14 protein-coding genes are annotated in these 16,449 nt (G+C 74.2%); 10 read left to right on the top strand and 4 right to left on the bottom strand.

All coding sequences use genetic code 11. The annotated features are described in order from the left end of the window. Nucleotides 1-51 precede the first annotated feature (51 nt). The 3 genes from Q2K16_RS20220 to Q2K16_RS20210 all read left to right on the top strand — a co-directional run bounded on the left by Q2K16_RS20220 (nucleotide 52) and on the right by Q2K16_RS20210 (nucleotide 3,163). Nucleotides 52-657 carry a TetR/AcrR family transcriptional regulator gene (locus Q2K16_RS20220; protein ID WP_302739316.1) on the top strand — a complete coding sequence of 202 codons (606 nt, stop codon included), beginning with the start codon at nucleotides 52-54 and terminating at the stop codon, nucleotides 655-657. Between the two features lie 104 nt (nucleotides 658-761). Beyond that, the gene (locus tag Q2K16_RS20215; protein WP_302739315.1) at nucleotides 762-2,099 is read left to right on the top strand and encodes an acetyl-CoA carboxylase biotin carboxylase subunit; all 1,338 of its coding nucleotides are present in this window, start codon (nucleotides 762-764) and stop codon (nucleotides 2,097-2,099) included. Between the two features lie 146 nt (nucleotides 2,100-2,245). After that, on the top strand, nucleotides 2,246-3,163 hold the full coding sequence (locus Q2K16_RS20210) for a hydroxymethylglutaryl-CoA lyase (protein WP_489671790.1): 918 nt from the start codon (nucleotides 2,246-2,248) through the stop codon (nucleotides 3,161-3,163). An 84-nt stretch (nucleotides 3,164-3,247) separates the two neighbouring features. On the opposite strand, the gene Q2K16_RS20205 is transcribed toward Q2K16_RS20210, so the two are convergent. Beyond that, complete coding sequence (locus tag Q2K16_RS20205) at nucleotides 3,248-3,817, bottom strand: snapalysin family zinc-dependent metalloprotease (protein WP_302739314.1); 570 nt, start codon at nucleotides 3,815-3,817, stop codon at nucleotides 3,248-3,250. Nucleotides 3,818-4,025: 208 nt separating this feature from the next. Between Q2K16_RS20205 and Q2K16_RS20200 the strand changes: the two genes are divergently transcribed. From Q2K16_RS20200 to Q2K16_RS20190, 3 genes are all read left to right on the top strand, one after another. Further along, complete coding sequence (locus Q2K16_RS20200) at nucleotides 4,026-5,558, top strand: acyl-CoA carboxylase subunit beta (protein WP_302739313.1); 1,533 nt, start codon at nucleotides 4,026-4,028, stop codon at nucleotides 5,556-5,558. Between the two features lie 109 nt (nucleotides 5,559-5,667). Next, a complete protein-coding gene (locus Q2K16_RS20195; protein WP_302739312.1) occupies nucleotides 5,668-6,816 on the top strand; it encodes an acyl-CoA dehydrogenase family protein in 1,149 nt (382 codons plus the stop codon). Between the two features lie 124 nt (nucleotides 6,817-6,940). Then, complete coding sequence (locus Q2K16_RS20190; RefSeq protein WP_302739311.1) at nucleotides 6,941-9,550, top strand: ATP-binding protein; 2,610 nt, start codon at nucleotides 6,941-6,943, stop codon at nucleotides 9,548-9,550. Nucleotides 9,551-9,756: 206 nt separating this feature from the next. Here Q2K16_RS20190 and Q2K16_RS20185 read toward each other — a convergent pair whose 3' ends face one another. After that, nucleotides 9,757-10,263, bottom strand: coding sequence for a MarR family winged helix-turn-helix transcriptional regulator (locus tag Q2K16_RS20185; RefSeq protein WP_302739309.1), 507 nt, complete (start codon nucleotides 10,261-10,263; stop codon nucleotides 9,757-9,759). A 101-nt stretch (nucleotides 10,264-10,364) separates the two neighbouring features. Here Q2K16_RS20185 and Q2K16_RS20180 point away from each other — a divergent pair, with 101 nt between their 5' ends. Beyond that, the gene (locus Q2K16_RS20180; protein WP_302739308.1) at nucleotides 10,365-10,943 is read left to right on the top strand and encodes a YceI family protein; all 579 of its coding nucleotides are present in this window, start codon (nucleotides 10,365-10,367) and stop codon (nucleotides 10,941-10,943) included. Between the two features lie 233 nt (nucleotides 10,944-11,176). Then, nucleotides 11,177-12,655, top strand: coding sequence for a glutamate-cysteine ligase family protein (locus Q2K16_RS20175; RefSeq protein WP_302739307.1), 1,479 nt, complete (start codon nucleotides 11,177-11,179; stop codon nucleotides 12,653-12,655). Between the two features lie 54 nt (nucleotides 12,656-12,709). On the opposite strand, the gene Q2K16_RS20170 is transcribed toward Q2K16_RS20175, so the two are convergent. Further along, the gene (locus Q2K16_RS20170) at nucleotides 12,710-14,092 is read right to left on the bottom strand and encodes a hypothetical protein (RefSeq protein WP_302739306.1); all 1,383 of its coding nucleotides are present in this window, start codon (nucleotides 14,090-14,092) and stop codon (nucleotides 12,710-12,712) included. 114 nt (nucleotides 14,093-14,206) lie between these two features. Here Q2K16_RS20170 and Q2K16_RS20165 point away from each other — a divergent pair, with 114 nt between their 5' ends. Continuing rightward, nucleotides 14,207-14,887: a PASTA domain-containing protein gene (locus tag Q2K16_RS20165; protein WP_302739305.1), complete on the top strand. Its 681-nt coding sequence runs from the start codon at nucleotides 14,207-14,209 to the stop codon at nucleotides 14,885-14,887. 145 nt (nucleotides 14,888-15,032) lie between these two features. Continuing rightward, on the top strand, nucleotides 15,033-15,767 hold the full coding sequence (locus Q2K16_RS20160; protein WP_302739303.1) for a PASTA domain-containing protein: 735 nt from the start codon (nucleotides 15,033-15,035) through the stop codon (nucleotides 15,765-15,767). Nucleotides 15,768-15,795: 28 nt separating this feature from the next. Here the strand turns inward: Q2K16_RS20160 and Q2K16_RS20155 are convergent, their stop codons facing one another. Then, on the bottom strand, nucleotides 15,796-16,359 hold the full coding sequence (locus Q2K16_RS20155; RefSeq protein ID WP_302746552.1) for a hypothetical protein: 564 nt from the start codon (nucleotides 16,357-16,359) through the stop codon (nucleotides 15,796-15,798). Nucleotides 16,360-16,449 lie beyond the last annotated feature (90 nt).

Raw genomic sequence — 16,449 nt, 5'->3', positions numbered from 1 at the left:
CCGCGGGTAACCGAGGGCCCCGGTGTCCGGCCCGAGGTCTACGCTTGCCAGGTGACTGTGGGGCAGCAGGCTAGGGGCAACGCGGGCCGGCGCCGGTCGAGGCGCGACGAGATCCTGGAGATCGCTGTCGGGCTCTTCGCCGCCCGCGGCTACCACGGGGTCTCCATGGACGACATCGGTGCGGCCGCCGGGGTGACCGGCCCCGCCCTCTACCACCACTTCGCCGGCAAGGAGGCGATGCTCGCCGCCGCGCTGATCCCGGTCAGCGAGGGGCTGCTCGACGGTGGCCGGGACCGGGCGGCCAGCCGTCCGGGCGACCCGCGTGGCGCGCTGGAGTCCCTGATCGACTTCCACGTCGACTTCGCGCTGGCGAACCCGGCCGTGATCGCCCTGCACCTGCACGAGCTGGACCGCCTGCCGGACGAGCCGCGTCGCCGCATCCGCAAACTCCAACGGTTGTACGTCGAGGAGTGGGTGACCGTGCTGACCGCGCTGCACCCGGGGCTGCCCGACGGCGAGGCGCGGGTGCTGGCGCACGCCGCGTTCGGCCTGATGAACTCGACCCCGTTCCTCGGCGGCGAGGTCGACAGGCGGCGTCGGGCGGCGCTGCTGCGGGCCGCCGCGCTGGCCGCCCTGCTCGCCGAGACCGACTCCTGACCCTCCCGCCCGACTCGTGGCCGACAGCCCGACCGTGGTTTCCTGGCATCCGTCCCCACCCTGGACGTTGAGCATCCGTCCCCACCCTGGACGCTGGAGGAAACATGATCGAGTCGCTGCTGGTCGCCAACCGGGGCGAGATCGCCCGTCGGATCATCCGTACCGCGAAGCGGCTCGGTGTGCGGGCGGTCGCGGTGCACTCGGAGGCCGACGCCGACCTGCCGTTCGTGGTCGAGGCCGACGAGGCGGTGTGCGTGGGGCCGGCGAACCCGGCCCAGAGCTACCGCAACGCGGAGGCGATCCTGGCCGCCGCCGAGTCCACCGGCGCGCAGGCGATCCACCCCGGTTACGGCTTCCTGTCGGAGAACGCCGACTTCGCCCGTACCGTGCAGGCCCGTGGGCTGGTCTGGGTCGGGCCCGGCGCGGACGCGATCACCGCGATGGGCGACAAGATCAACGCGCGGAACCTGATGGCGGCGGCCGGGGTGCCGGTCGCGCCCGGCACCACCGAACCGGCCACCGACCTCGACGCGGCGGTCGCCGCCGCCACGGAGATCGGCTACCCGGTGATGGTCAAGGCCGCAGCCGGTGGCGGCGGGATGGGCATGGCGGTGGCCGCCGACGAGGCCGCGCTGCGCACCGAGTACGACAAGGTCCGCGCGTTCGCCGAGCGGATGTTCGGCGACGGCTCGGTGCTCATCGAGCGCTACTTCCCCCGGGTACGCCACGTCGAGGTGCAGATCCTCGGCCTGGCCGACGGACGGGTGCTGGCGCTCGGCGAGCGTGAGTGTTCGGTGCAGCGGCGCAACCAGAAGCTGGTCGAGGAGTCCCCCTCCCCGGCGGTCTCGCCGGAGCTGCGGGCGCGGTTCCTGGCCGCCGCCGTGCGGGCCGGCGAGGCGGTCGGCTACCGCAACGCGGGCACCGTCGAATGCCTGCTCGACCCGGCCACGCAGGAGTTCTTCTTCCTGGAGATGAACACCCGGCTCCAGGTGGAGCACCCGGTGACCGAGCTGGTCTACGGCGTCGACCTGGTCGAGGAGCAGCTGCGGGTGGCGGCCGGCCTGGCACCGACCTTCGACCCGGACGCGCTGACGCCGCGCGGGCACGCGATCGAGCTGCGGATCAACGCGGAGGACCCGAAGCGTTTCCTGCCCGGCCCCGGCGTCATCGGCACCTGGGTGGAGCCGACCGGCGAGGGGGTACGCGTCGACTCCGGGTACGTCGCCGGCAACACGGTGACCCCGTTCTACGACAGCCTGCTGGCCAAGCTCGTCGTCACCGGGGCGGACCGGGCCGAGGCGATCGAGCGGGCCCGGACGGCGGTGGCCGACTTCGCGGTGGCCGGCCCGAAGAACAACCTGCCCTTCTTCGCCGAGCTGCTGACCAACGGGGAGTTCCTCTCCGGCGACTACGACACCGGCATCGTCGGCCGGATGCGCTGACCCCGGCCGGCCCGGCGTGGCGGCGGCGGTCGGTCGGGTGGTTCCCTGGAGGGACCACCGGTCGTCCGGCGTCGCCGGTCGTCGTCCCCACGAGGGGCGGCGACGCGGGACGGTCCCCGGCGACCCGACGTCACAGCGAGGTGACCATGAGTCAGATGCCAGCGGCGGTGTCGATCCGCGAGGTCGGGCCGCGCGACGGGCTCCAGAACGAGGAGCCGATCCCCACCGGGGCCAAGGTGCGGCTGCTCGACGCCCTCTCCGGCACCGGCGTGCGCCGGATCGAGGCGGTGTCGTTCGTGCACCCGAAGGCGATCCCGCAGATGGCCGACGCCGACGAGGTGTGGCGGCGGGCCGGGAAGGTCGAGGGGGTCCGCTACTCGGCGCTGGTGCCCAACACCCGGGGTGCCGAGCGGGCCCTGGCCGCCGGCTTCACCGAGATCGAGGTGGTGGTCTCGGCCAGCGACACGCACAACCGGCGCAACGTCAACCGCTCCACCGACGAGTCGCTCGACGACATCGCCGAGCTGATCGACCTGCTGCACGGCGCGGGCGCGCGGGTCGAGGTGATCGTGGCGACCAGCTTCGGCTGCCCGTACGAGGGGGACGTCGACCCGGGGCGGGTCGCCGGGATCGTCGAGCGGGTGGTCCGCGACGGTGCCGACCGGGTCGCGTTCGGCGACACCACGGGCATGGGTACGCCCCGACGGGTCCGGGAGCTGGTCACCGCCGTCCGCGACCGGGAGCCCGACGTGCCGGTGCTGCTGCACTTCCACAACACCCGGGGCACCGCGTTGGCGAACCTGCTGACCGCCCTGGAGTTGGGGGTCACCGAGTTCGACGCCAGCGTCGGCGGCCTGGGCGGCTGCCCGTACGCGCCGGGGGCGAGCGGGAACCTGGCCACCGAGGAGGCGGTGCACATGCTGTACGACATGGGCATCGACACCGGCATCGACCTGGACGCCCTGATCGGGGTCGCCGAGTTGGCCGAGGAACTGCTCGGCAAGCGGCTGCCGTCGGGGGTGCTGCGGGCCGGCCCGCGCTCCCGGCTGACCGCCCGGCCCTGACCGGGCCCGTCGGGGGCGGACCGGCCCGACGACGCGGGGAGGGGCCGGCGCGGTGCCGGCCCCTCCGTCGGGTCGCGTCGCGGGTCAGCCGACGCTGAGCAGGCCCGGCCAGCTGTCCTTGAAGACCTGTCCGCCGGTGCTGCTGCGCCGGTCGTTGGCGCTGAGGGTGCCGGCGAACAGGCTGCTGACCCGGTTCGCCTCGGTGGTGCTCGGGTACGGGTTGGTGCAGCCCGTTCCGGCGCTGCCGCCCGACATCAGGATCGCGCAGTTGCCGTTGTAGTTGTCGGGCAGGCCGAGGATGTGCCCGATCTCGTGGGTCATGATCCGCAGCGGGCTGTACTGGGCGGCCTGCTGGGTGTCGATGTAGACCCGGCCGTTGCCGAGGCTGGTGCGCTGGGCGTACGAGCCACCGCCGGTGATCTGGTAGATCCGCAGGTTGGTGCCGCAGTTCGCGGCGAGCGTCAGGTTGCTGGTGGCGTTGTTCCAGATCGAGGCGGCCTGGTTGGCGACGCTCGCGTAGCTGGGCGCCTGGCTGGTGTTGTAGCAGATGGTCATCGCGGCGGAGGCGGGCGCGGGGTTGGCGACCGTGAGGCCGAGGGTCGCGGTCGCCGTCGCCAGGGCGGCGACGGCGAGGCGCTTGATGCGTGAGTTCATGGCTCACTCCAATCCGGAGGGGGTGTCTGGAGCGTAGCCATATCGATAGTTGACTATCAATATCCGGAGCGGAAGTCGGTCGGGTGGTCGGGCGGGGCCCGGATGCGCTAGCCTAACGATCGTTCAGGCTGGTCGGCGCGTCCACCACGACGCCCACGGCGGCATGGCGGTCGGGCGCGCCCACGAGGCGCGGGGCGAGGGGGTCGGCGTGACGCTCGACGGTGAGGCACTGGAGCAGCTACGCAAGCGGGCCCGCTCCGGCGGCGCCGACAAGTACCACGCGGCCAACGCCGGCAAGGGCAAGCTGTTCGCCCGGGAACGGGTCGCGCTCCTGGTCGACGAGGGCTCCTTCGTCGAGGACGGGCTCTACGCCAACGCCCTGGCCGAGGGACTGCCCGCCGACGGCGTGGTCACCGGCACCGCCACCATCGACGGCCGGCCGGTCTGCCTGATGGCCAACGACTCCACGGTCAAGGCCGGCAGTTGGGGCGCGCGTACCGTCGAGAAGATCATCCGGATCATCGAGCGGGCCTACTCGACGGGCGTGCCGATGGTCTACCTGGTCGACTCGGCCGGTGCCCGGATCACCGACCAGGTCGACCTCTTCCCCGGCCCCCGGGGCGCCGGCAAGATCTTCTGGAACCAGGTCCGTGCCTCCGGGGCGATCCCGCAGGTCTGCGCGCTGTTCGGGCCGAGCGCCGCCGGCGGGGCGTACATCCCGGCGTTCTGCGACGTGGTGGCCATGGTCGAGGGCAACGCCAGCATGTACCTCGGCTCGGACCGGATGGTCGAGATGGTCACCGGGGAGAAGACCACCCTGGAGGCGATGGGCGGGGCCCGGGTGCACTGCGCCGAGTCCGGCGTGGGGCACTTCCTGTGCGGGACCGAGGCCGATGCGCTCGACGTGGTGAAGACCTACCTGTCGTACCTGCCCTCCAACTGGCAGCAGCAACCGCCGGCCGCGCCGGCCGTCGCCGCGCCGGAGAAGGCCGATCTCGCCGCGCTGGTGCCGGCCAGTGAGCGGCAGGCGTTCGACATGCGCCGGTACGTCAGGGGCCTGCTCGACGAGGGTTCGTTCTTCGAGATCCAGGCGCTCTGGGCCAGGGAGCTGACCATCGGCTTCGGTCGGCTGGACGGCGAGGTCGTCGGCGTGGTCGGCAACAACTCGATGTTCAAGGGCGGGGTGCTCTTCGTCGACTCGGCCGACAAGGCGAGCCGGTTCGTGCAGCTCTGCGACGCGTTCAACGTGCCGCTGCTGTTCCTGAGCGACGTGCCCGGGTTCATGGTCGGCAGCGCGGTGGAGAAGCAGGGCATCATCCGGCACGGGGCCAAGATGATCACCGCGATCTCCGAGGCGACCGTACCCAAGATCTGTGTGGTGGTCCGCAAGGCGTACGGTGCGGGCCTGTACGCGATGGCCGGCCCCGGCTTCGCGCCGGACGCGACGATCGCCCTGCCCACCGCGAAGATCGCGGTGATGGGGGCCGAGGCGGCGGTCAACGCCGTCTACGCCAACAAGATCGCGGCGATCGCCGACGAGGCCGAACGGGCCTCCTTCGTCGCCGCCAGGCGGGCCGAGTACGAGCGGGACATCGACGTGGTGCGGCTCGCCAGCGAGCTGGTCATCGACGCGATCGTCGAACCGCACGAGCTGCGTGCCGAACTGGTCCGCCGGTTCGCCGCCGCCCGGAGCAAGGACCGGCACTTCTCCCGCCGACGGCACGGGGTCACCCCGGTCTGACCGGCCGGTGACCCGCCGCCGTCCCCGACCGGGTCCGACCGGTCGTCCAACCGATCCGTCGTCGCCGGCGTCACGAGCGTCCGGGGCGGCACCCGTACAGGAGGAACCGATGGACTTCCGGCTCAGCGAGGAACACGAGGCGCTGCGGGAGAGCGTACGGGACTTCGCCCACGAGGCGGTCGCCCCGGTGATCGCCGAGCACTACGAGCGGCACACCTTTCCGTACGAGATCGTCCGGCAGATGGGCAAGATGGGGCTTTTCGGCCTGCCCTTCCCCGAGGAGCACGGCGGCATGGGCGGCGACTACTTCGCGCTCTGCCTGGCGCTGGAGGAGCTGGCCCGGGTCGACTCCAGCGTGGCGATCACCCTGGAGGCGGCGGTCTCCCTCGGCGTGATGCCGATCTACCGGTTCGGCACCGACGAGCAGCAGGCCCGGTGGCTGCCGAAGCTGCTCAGCGGTGAGGCCCTCGCGGGGTTCGGGCTGACCGAGCCGGGCACCGGCTCGGACGCGGGCGGCACCCGGACCCGGGCCGTCCTGGACGGCGACGAGTGGGTGATCAACGGGTCGAAGGCGTTCATCACCAACTCGGGCACCGACATCACCGCCCTGGTCACCGTCACCGCGGTCACCGGCACCAACCCGGACGGCTCGAAGGAGCTGTCCACCATCATCGTGCCGTCGGGGACGCCCGGGTTCACCGTCGCGCCCGCGTACTCGAAGGTGGGGTGGAACGCCTCGGACACCCACGAGCTGACCTTCGACGACTGCCGGGTGCCGGCCGGGAACCTGCTCGGCGAGCGGGGCCGGGGCTTCGCCCAGTTCCTGCGCATCCTCGACGAGGGGCGGATCGCCATCGCCGCGCTGGCCGTCGGCCTCGCCCAGGGCTGCGTCGACGAGTCGCTGACGTACGCCAAGGAGCGTCAGGCGTTCGGCCGGCCGATCGGCAACTACCAGGCGATCCAGTTCAAGATCGCCGACATGGAGCTGAAGGCGCACACCGCCCGGCTGGCCTACTACGACGCCGCCGCGCGGATGCTCGCCGGTGAGCCGTTCAAGCGGCAGGCGGCGATCGCCAAGCTGCACGCCAGCACCGTCGCCGTGGACAATGCCCGGGAGGCCACCCAGATCCACGGCGGCTACGGCTTCATGAACGAGTATCCGGTGGCCCGGTTCTGGCGGGACTCCAAGATCCTGGAGATCGGCGAGGGCACCTCCGAGGTGCAGCGCATGATCATCGCCCGCGACCTGGGTCTGTGACCGTACCCCCGCGACGGCTCCGCCGCCGGGTGGGAACGGCCCTCTGTCGGGTATCCGCAGCCCTTCGTCGGTAGGCCGACGAAGGGCTGCCCGGCGTCGTATCCCGTCCGTACCCTTCCTGCCCATGACCCCGGATCATGATCACTCACCCACGGGTGGTCGTACCCCGATCGGGGAGCTGGTGCGGGCACACCGCCTGGCCGCCGGTCTCACCCAGACCGACCTGGCACAGCGGGCCGGGGTCGGCGTGCGGACGGTCCGCGACCTGGAACGCGGCAGGTCCCACCGGCCGCAACGCACCACCACCGAGCTGATCGCCGGGGCGCTCGGCCTGACCGGCGCGGCGCGTGCCGCCTTCCTCGCCAGCGCCCGGGGCCGGGCCGCGACCGCCCCGCGCGTCGCCGGGATGCCGCACCGCGCGCCCGGCGGCGGCACCGTCCCCCGCGACCCCGACCTCCCGGGTACGCCGATGGCGCTGCCCCCGCCGGTCGAGCTGATCGGCCGGGAACGGGAACTCGACGAGCTGACCGGCCTGCTGACCGGCGACGGCTGGCCGCCGGTGCTGAGCCTGGTCGGCCTGGCCGGGGTGGGCAAGACCGCGCTCGCCCTGGCCGTGGCGCACGCGGTGGCCGACGCCCACCCGGGCGGGGTGGCCGGGGTGCTGGTCGGCACCGGTTCCGACGCCAACGACGTGCTCGCCGCAGCCTGCGCGGTGCTCGGCGCGGCTCGGCTCGCCGAACTGGCCGCCCGGCTGCGGGGCCGCCCGGCGCTGCTGCTGGTCGACGCGGTCGAACGGGCCCCGGACCCGGTGGCCGAGGTGGTGCACCTGCTCGTCGCGGCGGTGCCCACCCTGCGGGTGGTGGCGACCGGCCGGCACCCGGTCGGCATCCCCGGCGAACTCGTCCGCCCGGTGGCCCCGCTGGAGGTGCCCCCCGCCGGGGTGGTCGACCCGGCCGAGCTGGTCCGGTGGCCGGCGGCGGCCCTGTTCACCGCCCGGCTGACCCGGGTCCGCCCGGAACCACCCGGCCCGGACGAGCTGCCCGCCCTCACCGCGCTGGTCCGCCGGCTCGACGGCCTGCCGCTGGCGATCGAGCTGATGGCGGCCCGGGGCCGCATCCTCGACCTGCCCGAACTGCTCGACCGGTACGGCGACCGGGTGCTCGACCTGGCCGGCCCGGATCTCGGCGGGCGCGGCTGGGAGGCCGCGCCGCCGGGGCGTACCGACGAAGCGGCCCGCTCCACGGTGGCGGTGACCCTGCGCGAGGCGGTCGCCACCAGCTACCGGCTGCTCGACGGGTGGGAGCAGGCGGCGCTGCGCCGGCTCTCGGTGTTCGCCAACCGGTGGTCGGTGGAGCTGGCCGAGGAGTTGCTCGCCGACGAGGCCGACCCGGACCCGTCGGTGGTGGTCGACCCGGTGCCGCTGCTCGACCGGCTGGTGGAATTGGGCCTGCTCAGCGTCCGGGGTGCCGGGCCGCTGCGGTTCCGCCTGCTCGACGCGGTCCGCGAGTACGCAGTCGAGCAGGCCGCCGGGCGGGGCGAGCTGACCGCCGTCCGTCGCCGGCACGCGGTGGTGATCACCCGGTTGGTGACCCGTACCGCACCGGACCTGGTCGGGGCGCGACAGCCGGCGGCCGTCCGCCAGCTCGACGAGGCGACCGGGGACATCGGCGCGGCGCTGGCACATGCCGCCGGGGACGACCCGGTCACCGCGCTGCGGCTGGCCGCCGAGCTGACCCGCTGGTGGCGGATGCGGGGGCGGGACGTCAGCGGCCGGCAGTGGCTGTGCCGGCTGCTCGCCGATCCCCGTACCGCCGACGCCGATCCGGCGCTGCGGGCCTGGGCGCTGCTCGGGGTGGCCCGGTTGGCCGCCGAGCACGGCGCGGCGGCGCAGGAACTGCCCGCCGCCCGTGCCGCGCTCGCGGTGCTCGCCGGGCGGGCCGACGTGGCCGGGGAGCTGGCGGCGCGGACCGTCCTCGGCACCCTGCTGGTCGCGACAGGTGGCTACGACGAGGCGGCCGAGCAGGCGCACGCGGTGCTGACCCTGGCCACCCGGCACGGCCGGACCCGGGACATGGCGGTCGCCCAGCACCACCTGGCCTGGCACGAGATCCGCCTGGCCGACCTGTCGGCGGCCCGCCGGCGGCTGGCCGCGGTGGACCGGCTGGCCGCCCAGTGCGGGGAGCCCCGGCTGCGCCTGCTGGCCCGCGCCGACCTGGCCGAGGTGGCCCGGTTGGAGGGTCGCCACGGTGACGCGGTGGACCAGGGCCGGCGGGTGGTCGCCGCGCTGGCCGGGGTGGGTGATCCGGGGCACCGGCGGCGGGTGCTCGGCACGGTGGGGCTGGCGTTGGCCCGGTCGGGCCGGCTGGACGAGGCCGCCGAGATCCTGGCCGAGCTGCGCTGCGACGGTCGTCCGACGCCGCCCGGTTCCCGCTCGGAGGCGGGCGCGGCCGGGGGGCGTCCGGGCGGTGGCGGGCCGGTCCGGGCGGAGGAGTCGGTCTGCGCGCTGATCGAGGGCACCATGGCCCAGCACCGGGGGGACCGGGATCTGGCGGCGGAGTGGTTCGCGGTGGCGGAGGCTGCCGGTGCGGCCGGTCAGGACCGGCGGGACGTGGTCGAGGCCCTGGTCGGGCTGGCCGTGAGCACCGGCTCCGCCGAGGTCCGGGAGCGGCTGGCGCAGGCGTGCCGGCGCGGCGGCATCCGGCTGCTGCCGAACGAGGAACGCCTGCTGGGCTAGGCGCGGGGGTGGCGCGAGCGAACGAGCCCCCTGGTCAAACCCCTCGCTCAATCGCTCGCGCCCGCACCCCCCGGTGCTCCCCCGCGCGATGAAGGCTAGCCAGCCGGACCGTCCGTTTTGCGGTGATCGGCGGCTCTGCGACCGGTGGGTCCGACGGGTTCTGCCGCTTTTTCTGCCGGTCCGCCCGGCACCCTGTTGGCGGGCGGTCAGCAGGGCGACGGCGGCTCGTCGGTAGGTGCCTGGTCGGTGCTGCCGGCGGTCGCTCCCGGGTGGACGGCGTCGCGTACCCGGCGCAGGCCGTCAAGCATGGCGGCGAGGGTGCGGGGTTCGAGTTGACCGGTGAACCACTGCTCGATGATCTGGAGGTGGCCCGGCAGGGTCTCGTCCAGCCGCCGCATGCCGGCCGGGGTGACCACCGCGTACGAGCTGCGCCGGTCGGACGGGCAGGCGCGGCGGCGGAGCAGCCCGTCGCGCTCCATCCGGTCCACCACCCGGGTGACGCCGCTGGTGGACAGGGAGGTCTGTGCGGCCAGGTCGGTCATCCGCAGTTGGTTGCCGGGAGAGCGGGCCAGGCGCATCAGCACCTCGAACTCGACCGCGGAGACGCCGTGCTCCTCGTACTGCGCGGTGAACCGGGCGGTCAGCCCGGCGTGCGCCTCGACCAGGAGGCCGACGGCGGTGATCCGGGGGTCGTCGAACACAGTCTCGTCCACCTGGCCATCCTAACAGTGCTTGACACGAGGAATATTGCTGCGGCTATAGTTGCTCAGGCAGTCGTTGGGCTACTAAACAATCTTCCCCGGAGGGCAGTTACATGACCAGCGCCGAGTCGGTTACCCGCGACTGGGACGGCCTCACCATCCCCGCCGCCGGCACCTACCTGCTGGACGCCGCGCACAAGCGGGTGGGCTTCGTCGCCCGGCACATGATGGTCAGCAAGGTACGCGGCGAGTTCGCCGAGGCCACCGCCACCATCACCGTCGCCGAGGACCCGCTGCAGTCCTCGGTCACCGCCACCATCCAGGCGGCCAGCATCAACACCGCCCAGGCCGACCGGGACGGCCACCTGCGCAGCCCCGAGTTCCTCGACGTCGAGCAGTTCCCGACGCTGGAATACCGCAGCACCGCCGTGAAGTCCCACGACGGCAACGAGTTCGTCCTGCTCGGTGACCTCACCATCAAGGGCGTCACCCGCCAGGTCGAGCTGGAGGTCGAGTTCGAGGGCGTCGGCCGCACCCCGTTCGGCACCGACGTGTTCGGCTTCACCGCCAGCACCGAGATCGACCGCGAGGACTTCGGCCTGACCTGGAACGTCGCCCTGGAGACCGGCGGCGTGCTGGTCGGCAAGAAGATCAAGATCGAGATCGAGGGCGAGGCCATCCGGCAGGCCTGAGCCCGGCACGCCGGGGCCCCCGCTCACCGCGAGCGGGGGCCCCGGCGTTTGCGCGTGCGGATTGTCACTGTCCGGCGACGGCGACATCCGGTGCTGGTGGACGGCCGCTGGGTAGAGAAGCGGGACAGCGCATACCCGGTGGGCACTGGCCCCGGCGCGTGGGCGCTCTTATGGTGGTTCACACTGCGCGCCGGGACGGTCACCGTCCCGCGCGTCTCACGCCTGGAGGAAACATGGGTAGGGACGTCGAGCAGGGCGCGTTCTCCCGGGAGGACCGGGTCCGCTACCGGCAGAAGGTGCGGCGCTGCCTGGACGTCTTCGCGTTGATGCTCGACGACTTCGGCTTCGACGCCGACCGGCCGATGACCGGTCTGGAGATCGAACTCAACCTGGTGGACCCGGACGCCGAACCGGCAATGCGCAACGACGAGATCCTCGCCGCCATCGCCGACCCGCTCTTCCAGACCGAACTGGGACAGTTCAACCTGGAACTGAACGCGGCACCCCGGCTGATCGAGGGGGCCGGCTTCGCCGACTACGAGACCGACCTGCGCAGCAGCCTCAACCGGGCCGACGAGCGGGCGGCCAAGTCGGACGCCCGGATCGTCATGGTCGGCATCCTGCCCACCCTGACCGAACGGCACCTGGTGGCCGACAACCTCTCCACCAACGAGCGGTACCGGGTGCTCAACGACCAGATCGTCGGCGCCCGGGGCGAGGACATCGAGCTGGACATCCGGGGGGTCGAGCGGCTGCGGACGCACACCGACTCGATCGTCCCCGAGGCCGCCTGCACCAGCCTCCAGTTCCACCTCCAGGTCGCGCCGGACAGCTTCGCCGACTACTGGAACGCCTCCCAGGCCATCGCCGGCGTCCAGGTCGCCGTGGGCGCGAACTCGCCGTTCCTCTACGGCCGGCAGCTCTGGGCCGAAACCCGGGTGGCCCTGTTCCAGCAGGCCACCGATACCCGCCCGGACGAGCTGAAGGCCCAGGGGGTACGCCCCCGGGTGTGGTTCGGTGAACGCTGGATCACCTCGATCTTCGACCTGTTCGAGGAGAACGTCAGGTACTTCCCGCCGCTGCTGCCGATCTGCGCCGACGAGGACCCGGTCGAGGTGCTGCACGCCGGTGGCGTCCCGCAACTGTCCGAGCTGCGGCTGCACAACGGCACCGTCTACCGCTGGAACCGCCCGGTGTACGACATCATGAACGGCCGCCCGCACCTGCGGGTGGAGAACCGGGTGCTGCCGGCCGGCCCGACCGTGGTCGACATGCTGGCCAACGCCGCCTTCTACTTCGGGCTGGCGCGCGGGCTGGCCGAGTCCGACAGGCCGATCTGGAGCCAGCTCACCTTCAGCTCAGCCGAGGAGAACTTCCACGCCGCCGCCCGCCGGGGCATGGACGCCGTGCTGCACTGGCCCCGGCTCGGCGAGGTGCCGGTCACCAAGCTGGTCCTCGACACCCTCCTGCCGAAGGCGGCCACCGGGCTGGACCGGTTCGGTGTCGCCCCCGCCGAGCGGGACCGGTTGCTCGGCATCATCGAGCAGCGCTGCCGTACCGGCCGCAACGGGGCGGTCTGGCAGACCGAGACGGTGTGGGCGGCGCAGCGCCACCGCAACCTCGACCGGGACGCGGCGCTGCGCCACATGGCCAACCGGTACGCCGAGCTCCAGCGCAGCAACGAACCGGTGCACACCTGGCCGGTGGACTGAGCCACCCGGTGGGCGGGACCGGCACGCCGGGGACCGCCCCCGACCGGGGAACTGTCAGGGGGTGCGGCGTCCGGAGCGGGGCTTGGGCACCGGTCCCGGGTCCGTCGGCGGCTGCTCGACCCCCTGGCCGACACCCTGCTGTCCGCCGTCCGCCGACCCGGGGCGCTGGTCGGTGACCGGACCGGCCGGCGTGCCACCGACGGGGGCGTCAGCGGGCTGGGTGTCACCGGCTGGCGGAGCCGGCTGGGTGTTTCGACCCCGGCGGACCGGCCGAGCCCGGCCCACGGCCGGGGGTGGGGAATCGCCACCTGGTGCCGTCACCGGTGCCGGGGAATCCTCACCCGGGCCGGTCGGGCTGTCCGCCGGGCCGGGGGCGGCGGGCGGTGCGGGTCGCCCGGGAGCGACGTCCGAGGTGGCGGGTGCGGGGTCCGGGTGGTCGGTCTCCCGACCGGGGGCGTCCGGTTCGGAGGGTGCGGTCGGGTCGACGCCGGCCGGCAGGCCGTCCGGTCCCCCGGTACGGGGACGGGGCACCGGCGGCGTCGACCGGGCGGTGGCCCGTCGTTCGGCCCGCTGGGCGAGCGAGGCCACCAGCACCGACCCGGCTGCACCGACGATGACCGCGTACGGCGCGACGAGATGGGCCGAGACCTGGGCCGGGGAGATCGTGGCCAGCCGGGGCACCGCGAGGAAGTAGGCGACCGCGACGAGCAGCGGCCCGGCGGCCCCGGAGACCACCGCACCGAGCCGCAGCTCGGGCGTCCGGGCGGCCCGTCGGGCGGCCGACGCCCCGATCAGCAGGGCCGAGCCCAGGGCGAGCAGCGCTCCCGGCCAGTAGAGGTGGTCCCGCCACCAGAACCGGGGGCTGTCCTGGGCGATCTGCCAGATGCCGAGCTGGGCGCTGGTCAGCCCCCGACCGGCGAGCACCCCGTCGACGACGGAGACCACGGCCAGCAGCCAGAGCCAGCCGACGGTGGCGATCACGTTCGTCGCGGCGGCCCGCGAGTGCAGCGCCCAGACCGCGACCACCAGCCCCACCAGCACGCCCACCCCGGCGTACCCGGCCGCGACGGTCTGCGGCGAGAAGGTCTCCGGTACGGAGGCGGCCCGGGACGGCACCGCGACCAGCAGCACGGTGATCAGCGCGCCGACCGCGCCCGCCACCGCGAGGGTGACCCGGTGCAGGGTGCCACCGGCGGCGGCGTCCCCGCCCCGCTCGTGCAGCCGCTGGGCGCAGACGGCCCCGGCGACTGTGGAGACGGCGGCGATCCAGGTCGCCCAGGCGAGGCTGGCGAACCAGGACGGCTCGGTGGCACCGGCGTCGGCCGGCGTCCAGTTGATGATGCCCAGACCGTAGCCGAAGCCCAGCTGCGCGGCGCCCACACCGGCGGCGACGCCCAGCGCGGTGAGCACCGATCCTCCCCAGCCCCGTCCCGCCATGCCGGGACTGTAGCGTTCCCTGGTCGAGGCGGCGAGTCGGACGAGCGCCGGAGCACGGCCGGTGACCGCTGGGCAGCGGCCGGTACCGTTTCGGGGACGAGGCGGGGGAGCGGCATGGACGACGACGAGTACACCGGACAGGACACTGCGGCCCGGGGCCGGCCGGGCCGGGGCACGCTGGTGCTCGGCGGCGCCCTGGCGACGGTCCTGCTGGCTGCCGTGGGGGGCACCGTCGGGTGGGTGCTGGCCGATCCCGGCGACCCGGAGACCGGTGCCACCCCGGCAGCGGCGGCCAGCGGACCGTCCACCCCTGTCGACGCGCCTACCACCGCCCGACCGACCACCGCGCGGGCCACCACGCCCCCGCCACCTGCCGCCACCGGTGGCGGGCTGACCGTGCCCCGGCTGGTGGGGCTCGACTTCGAGAAGGCGCGGGACACGCTGCACGACCGGAAGCTCGGCTGGCGGCTGGTGTTCGGCACCGGTTCGGGCCGGACGGTGACCCGCACCGTGCCCGCCCAGGACACGTCGGTCAAGCCGGGCACCACCGTGCGGGTCGAGGTCAGCGGTCCGGCACCCGAGGTCGAGGTGCCGGACCTGATCGGTGAGGACTGCGACGACGCCGCCGACGAACTGGGCGAGGTGGGCCTGTTCCCCCGGTACCCCACCGGCAACCGTGGCGAGGTCACCGCCCAGGTGCCGGCGGCCGACGCGACCGCGCACTGGAACGACCAGGTCGCCATCTCCTGCGGTGACAACTCGACGCCGACCGCCGGGCCGACGCCGACGGGTTGACCGGCGGATCGCCGCGCCGGTACCGGTGGATGCCGGCTCCGGCCGTTACCGTGGTGGGGCCGAGGGCCACGACCGCCTGGCCGGCCTCGGGCCGCGCCCGGTGGGTCGAGCGCCCGCCGTCCGCCAGGTGGCGAGAGGACGTGCGATGAGCGACGACCGCCAGGACCCGCCCGACCGGACCGCGCCGCTGCCGGCGGACCGGCCCCCGGCGGGTGGACCGCCCCCGGTCGACGCCACCGCCCGGCAGGAGCCGGTGGACGCGACCCGCCCGCTGCCGCCGGCCGACGGGACGACCCGGCCCGAGCCGGCCGGCACGCCGGTCTGGTCCGGCCGGGCCGGGGTGCCACCGCCCCGGGCGGCCGACCCCCGGGAGCCGGCCGAGTGGTACGCCGAGGAGCAGCGCGGCCGACGCTGGTGGACGCCGATCCTGCTGGGGGTGCTCGGGCTCCTCCTGCTCGGGCTCGCCGGGGTGGGGATCTGGCTGGCCCTGCAGGCGGTGGACACCCCGTCGGACGGGACACCGACCCCACCGCCGACGGCCGTGCCGACGACGGGTGCCGCCCCGACCACCGCACCACCGACCACCGCGCCGACCACCCGGCCGCCGACGACCCCACCGACCACCGCGCCGTCGACCCAGCCGGCGACGATCGCAGTGCCGCCGCTGGTCGGTCTCTCCCAGGAGACGGCGGAGGCCCTGCTGGGGCGGCTCGGGTTGTCCTCCCGGGTGCAGACGCGGGAGTCGGACCGGCCGCCCGGCACCGTCCTGTCCACCGATCCGGAGGCCGGTCAGCCGGTGCTGCCGGGCGACGAGGTGACCCTGGTGGTGGCCGCCGAGCCGTCGGCGTCGCCGTCCGGCACGGCCACCCCGACCGGGTGACGGAGTCGGGGCGCTGCACCGGCGCGGCTCACCACATCCGGCGTCTGGTCCCCACCAGGCCCAGGCCGGCCAGGGAGATGGCCAGTCCGAGCAGGCCGGAGTAGAAGAGGGAGCGGGCGACGGTCTGTCGGTCGTCCGACGGGTGCCGGGGCTCGGCGAGCGCGGACGCACCGCCACCGCCGACCCCGGACTGCGCGGCCCCCGGAGCGGCTCCGGCGTCCCCACCCGGCCCGGTCGTCGGGTCGTTCCCGCTCGCCGGGTCGCCGCCGGTCGAGGCGTCGTCCTCGGCCCGCAGGTCGCCCTCGGCCCGCAGACCGTCCCCGGGCGGGTTCTCGGCCCAGACCGGGGTGCGCCTGTCGGCGGGCGGTGCCGGGTCGGGCTGCGGGCCGGCGGCGTCGCCGGTCGGGGCGTCGGCGGGCTCGGCCACGGTGATCTCCGGGGCCGGCACCGGCTCGGCGAGCCGGGTGGCCGACTCGGCCGGGTAGCGGGTCACCACCACGAGGGTGAGGACCGCGCCGATCAGGACCAGCAGCCCGAAGGCGTGTCCGAGGCGGGACCTGTGGTGCCGCCGCGCGGCGGGCAGGTAGACCATGGCCATCCCAGGTTCAGGGGCCGGATACGCGCGGGGTGGATACGTTCGCCGGGGTGGGCGTACCGAGTCTATGGCGGCGGCACGCCCTCC

This window comes from Micromonospora cynarisoli, from assembly GCF_030518815.1.
Classification (GTDB): domain Bacteria; phylum Actinomycetota; class Actinomycetes; order Mycobacteriales; family Micromonosporaceae; genus Micromonospora; species Micromonospora wenchangensis.
This window is presented reverse-complemented; position numbering and strand designations above follow the sequence as displayed.

What these genes read in the sequence shown, in the direction of transcription:
- Q2K16_RS20210 (WP_489671790.1), top strand. Translation starts at nt 2,246, where the DNA reads ATGAGTCAGATGCCAGCGGCGGTGTCGATCCGCGAGGTCGGGCCGCGC.
- Q2K16_RS20215 (WP_302739315.1), top strand. Translation starts at nt 762, where the DNA reads ATGATCGAGTCGCTGCTGGTCGCCAACCGGGGCGAGATCGCCCGTCGG.
- Q2K16_RS20180 (WP_302739308.1), top strand. Translation starts at nt 10,365, where the DNA reads ATGACCAGCGCCGAGTCGGTTACCCGCGACTGGGACGGCCTCACCATC.
- Q2K16_RS20175 (WP_302739307.1), top strand. Translation starts at nt 11,177, where the DNA reads ATGGGTAGGGACGTCGAGCAGGGCGCGTTCTCCCGGGAGGACCGGGTC.
- Q2K16_RS20155 (WP_302746552.1), bottom strand. Translation starts at nt 16,359, where the DNA reads ATGGTCTACCTGCCCGCCGCGCGGCGGCACCACAGGTCCCGCCTCGGA.
- Q2K16_RS20195 (WP_302739312.1), top strand. Translation starts at nt 5,668, where the DNA reads ATGGACTTCCGGCTCAGCGAGGAACACGAGGCGCTGCGGGAGAGCGTA.
- Q2K16_RS20190 (WP_302739311.1), top strand. Translation starts at nt 6,941, where the DNA reads ATGACCCCGGATCATGATCACTCACCCACGGGTGGTCGTACCCCGATC.
- Q2K16_RS20165 (WP_302739305.1), top strand. Translation starts at nt 14,207, where the DNA reads ATGGACGACGACGAGTACACCGGACAGGACACTGCGGCCCGGGGCCGG.
- Q2K16_RS20205 (WP_302739314.1), bottom strand. Translation starts at nt 3,817, where the DNA reads ATGAACTCACGCATCAAGCGCCTCGCCGTCGCCGCCCTGGCGACGGCG.
- Q2K16_RS20160 (WP_302739303.1), top strand. Translation starts at nt 15,033, where the DNA reads ATGAGCGACGACCGCCAGGACCCGCCCGACCGGACCGCGCCGCTGCCG.
- Q2K16_RS20170 (WP_302739306.1), bottom strand. Translation starts at nt 14,092, where the DNA reads ATGGCGGGACGGGGCTGGGGAGGATCGGTGCTCACCGCGCTGGGCGTC.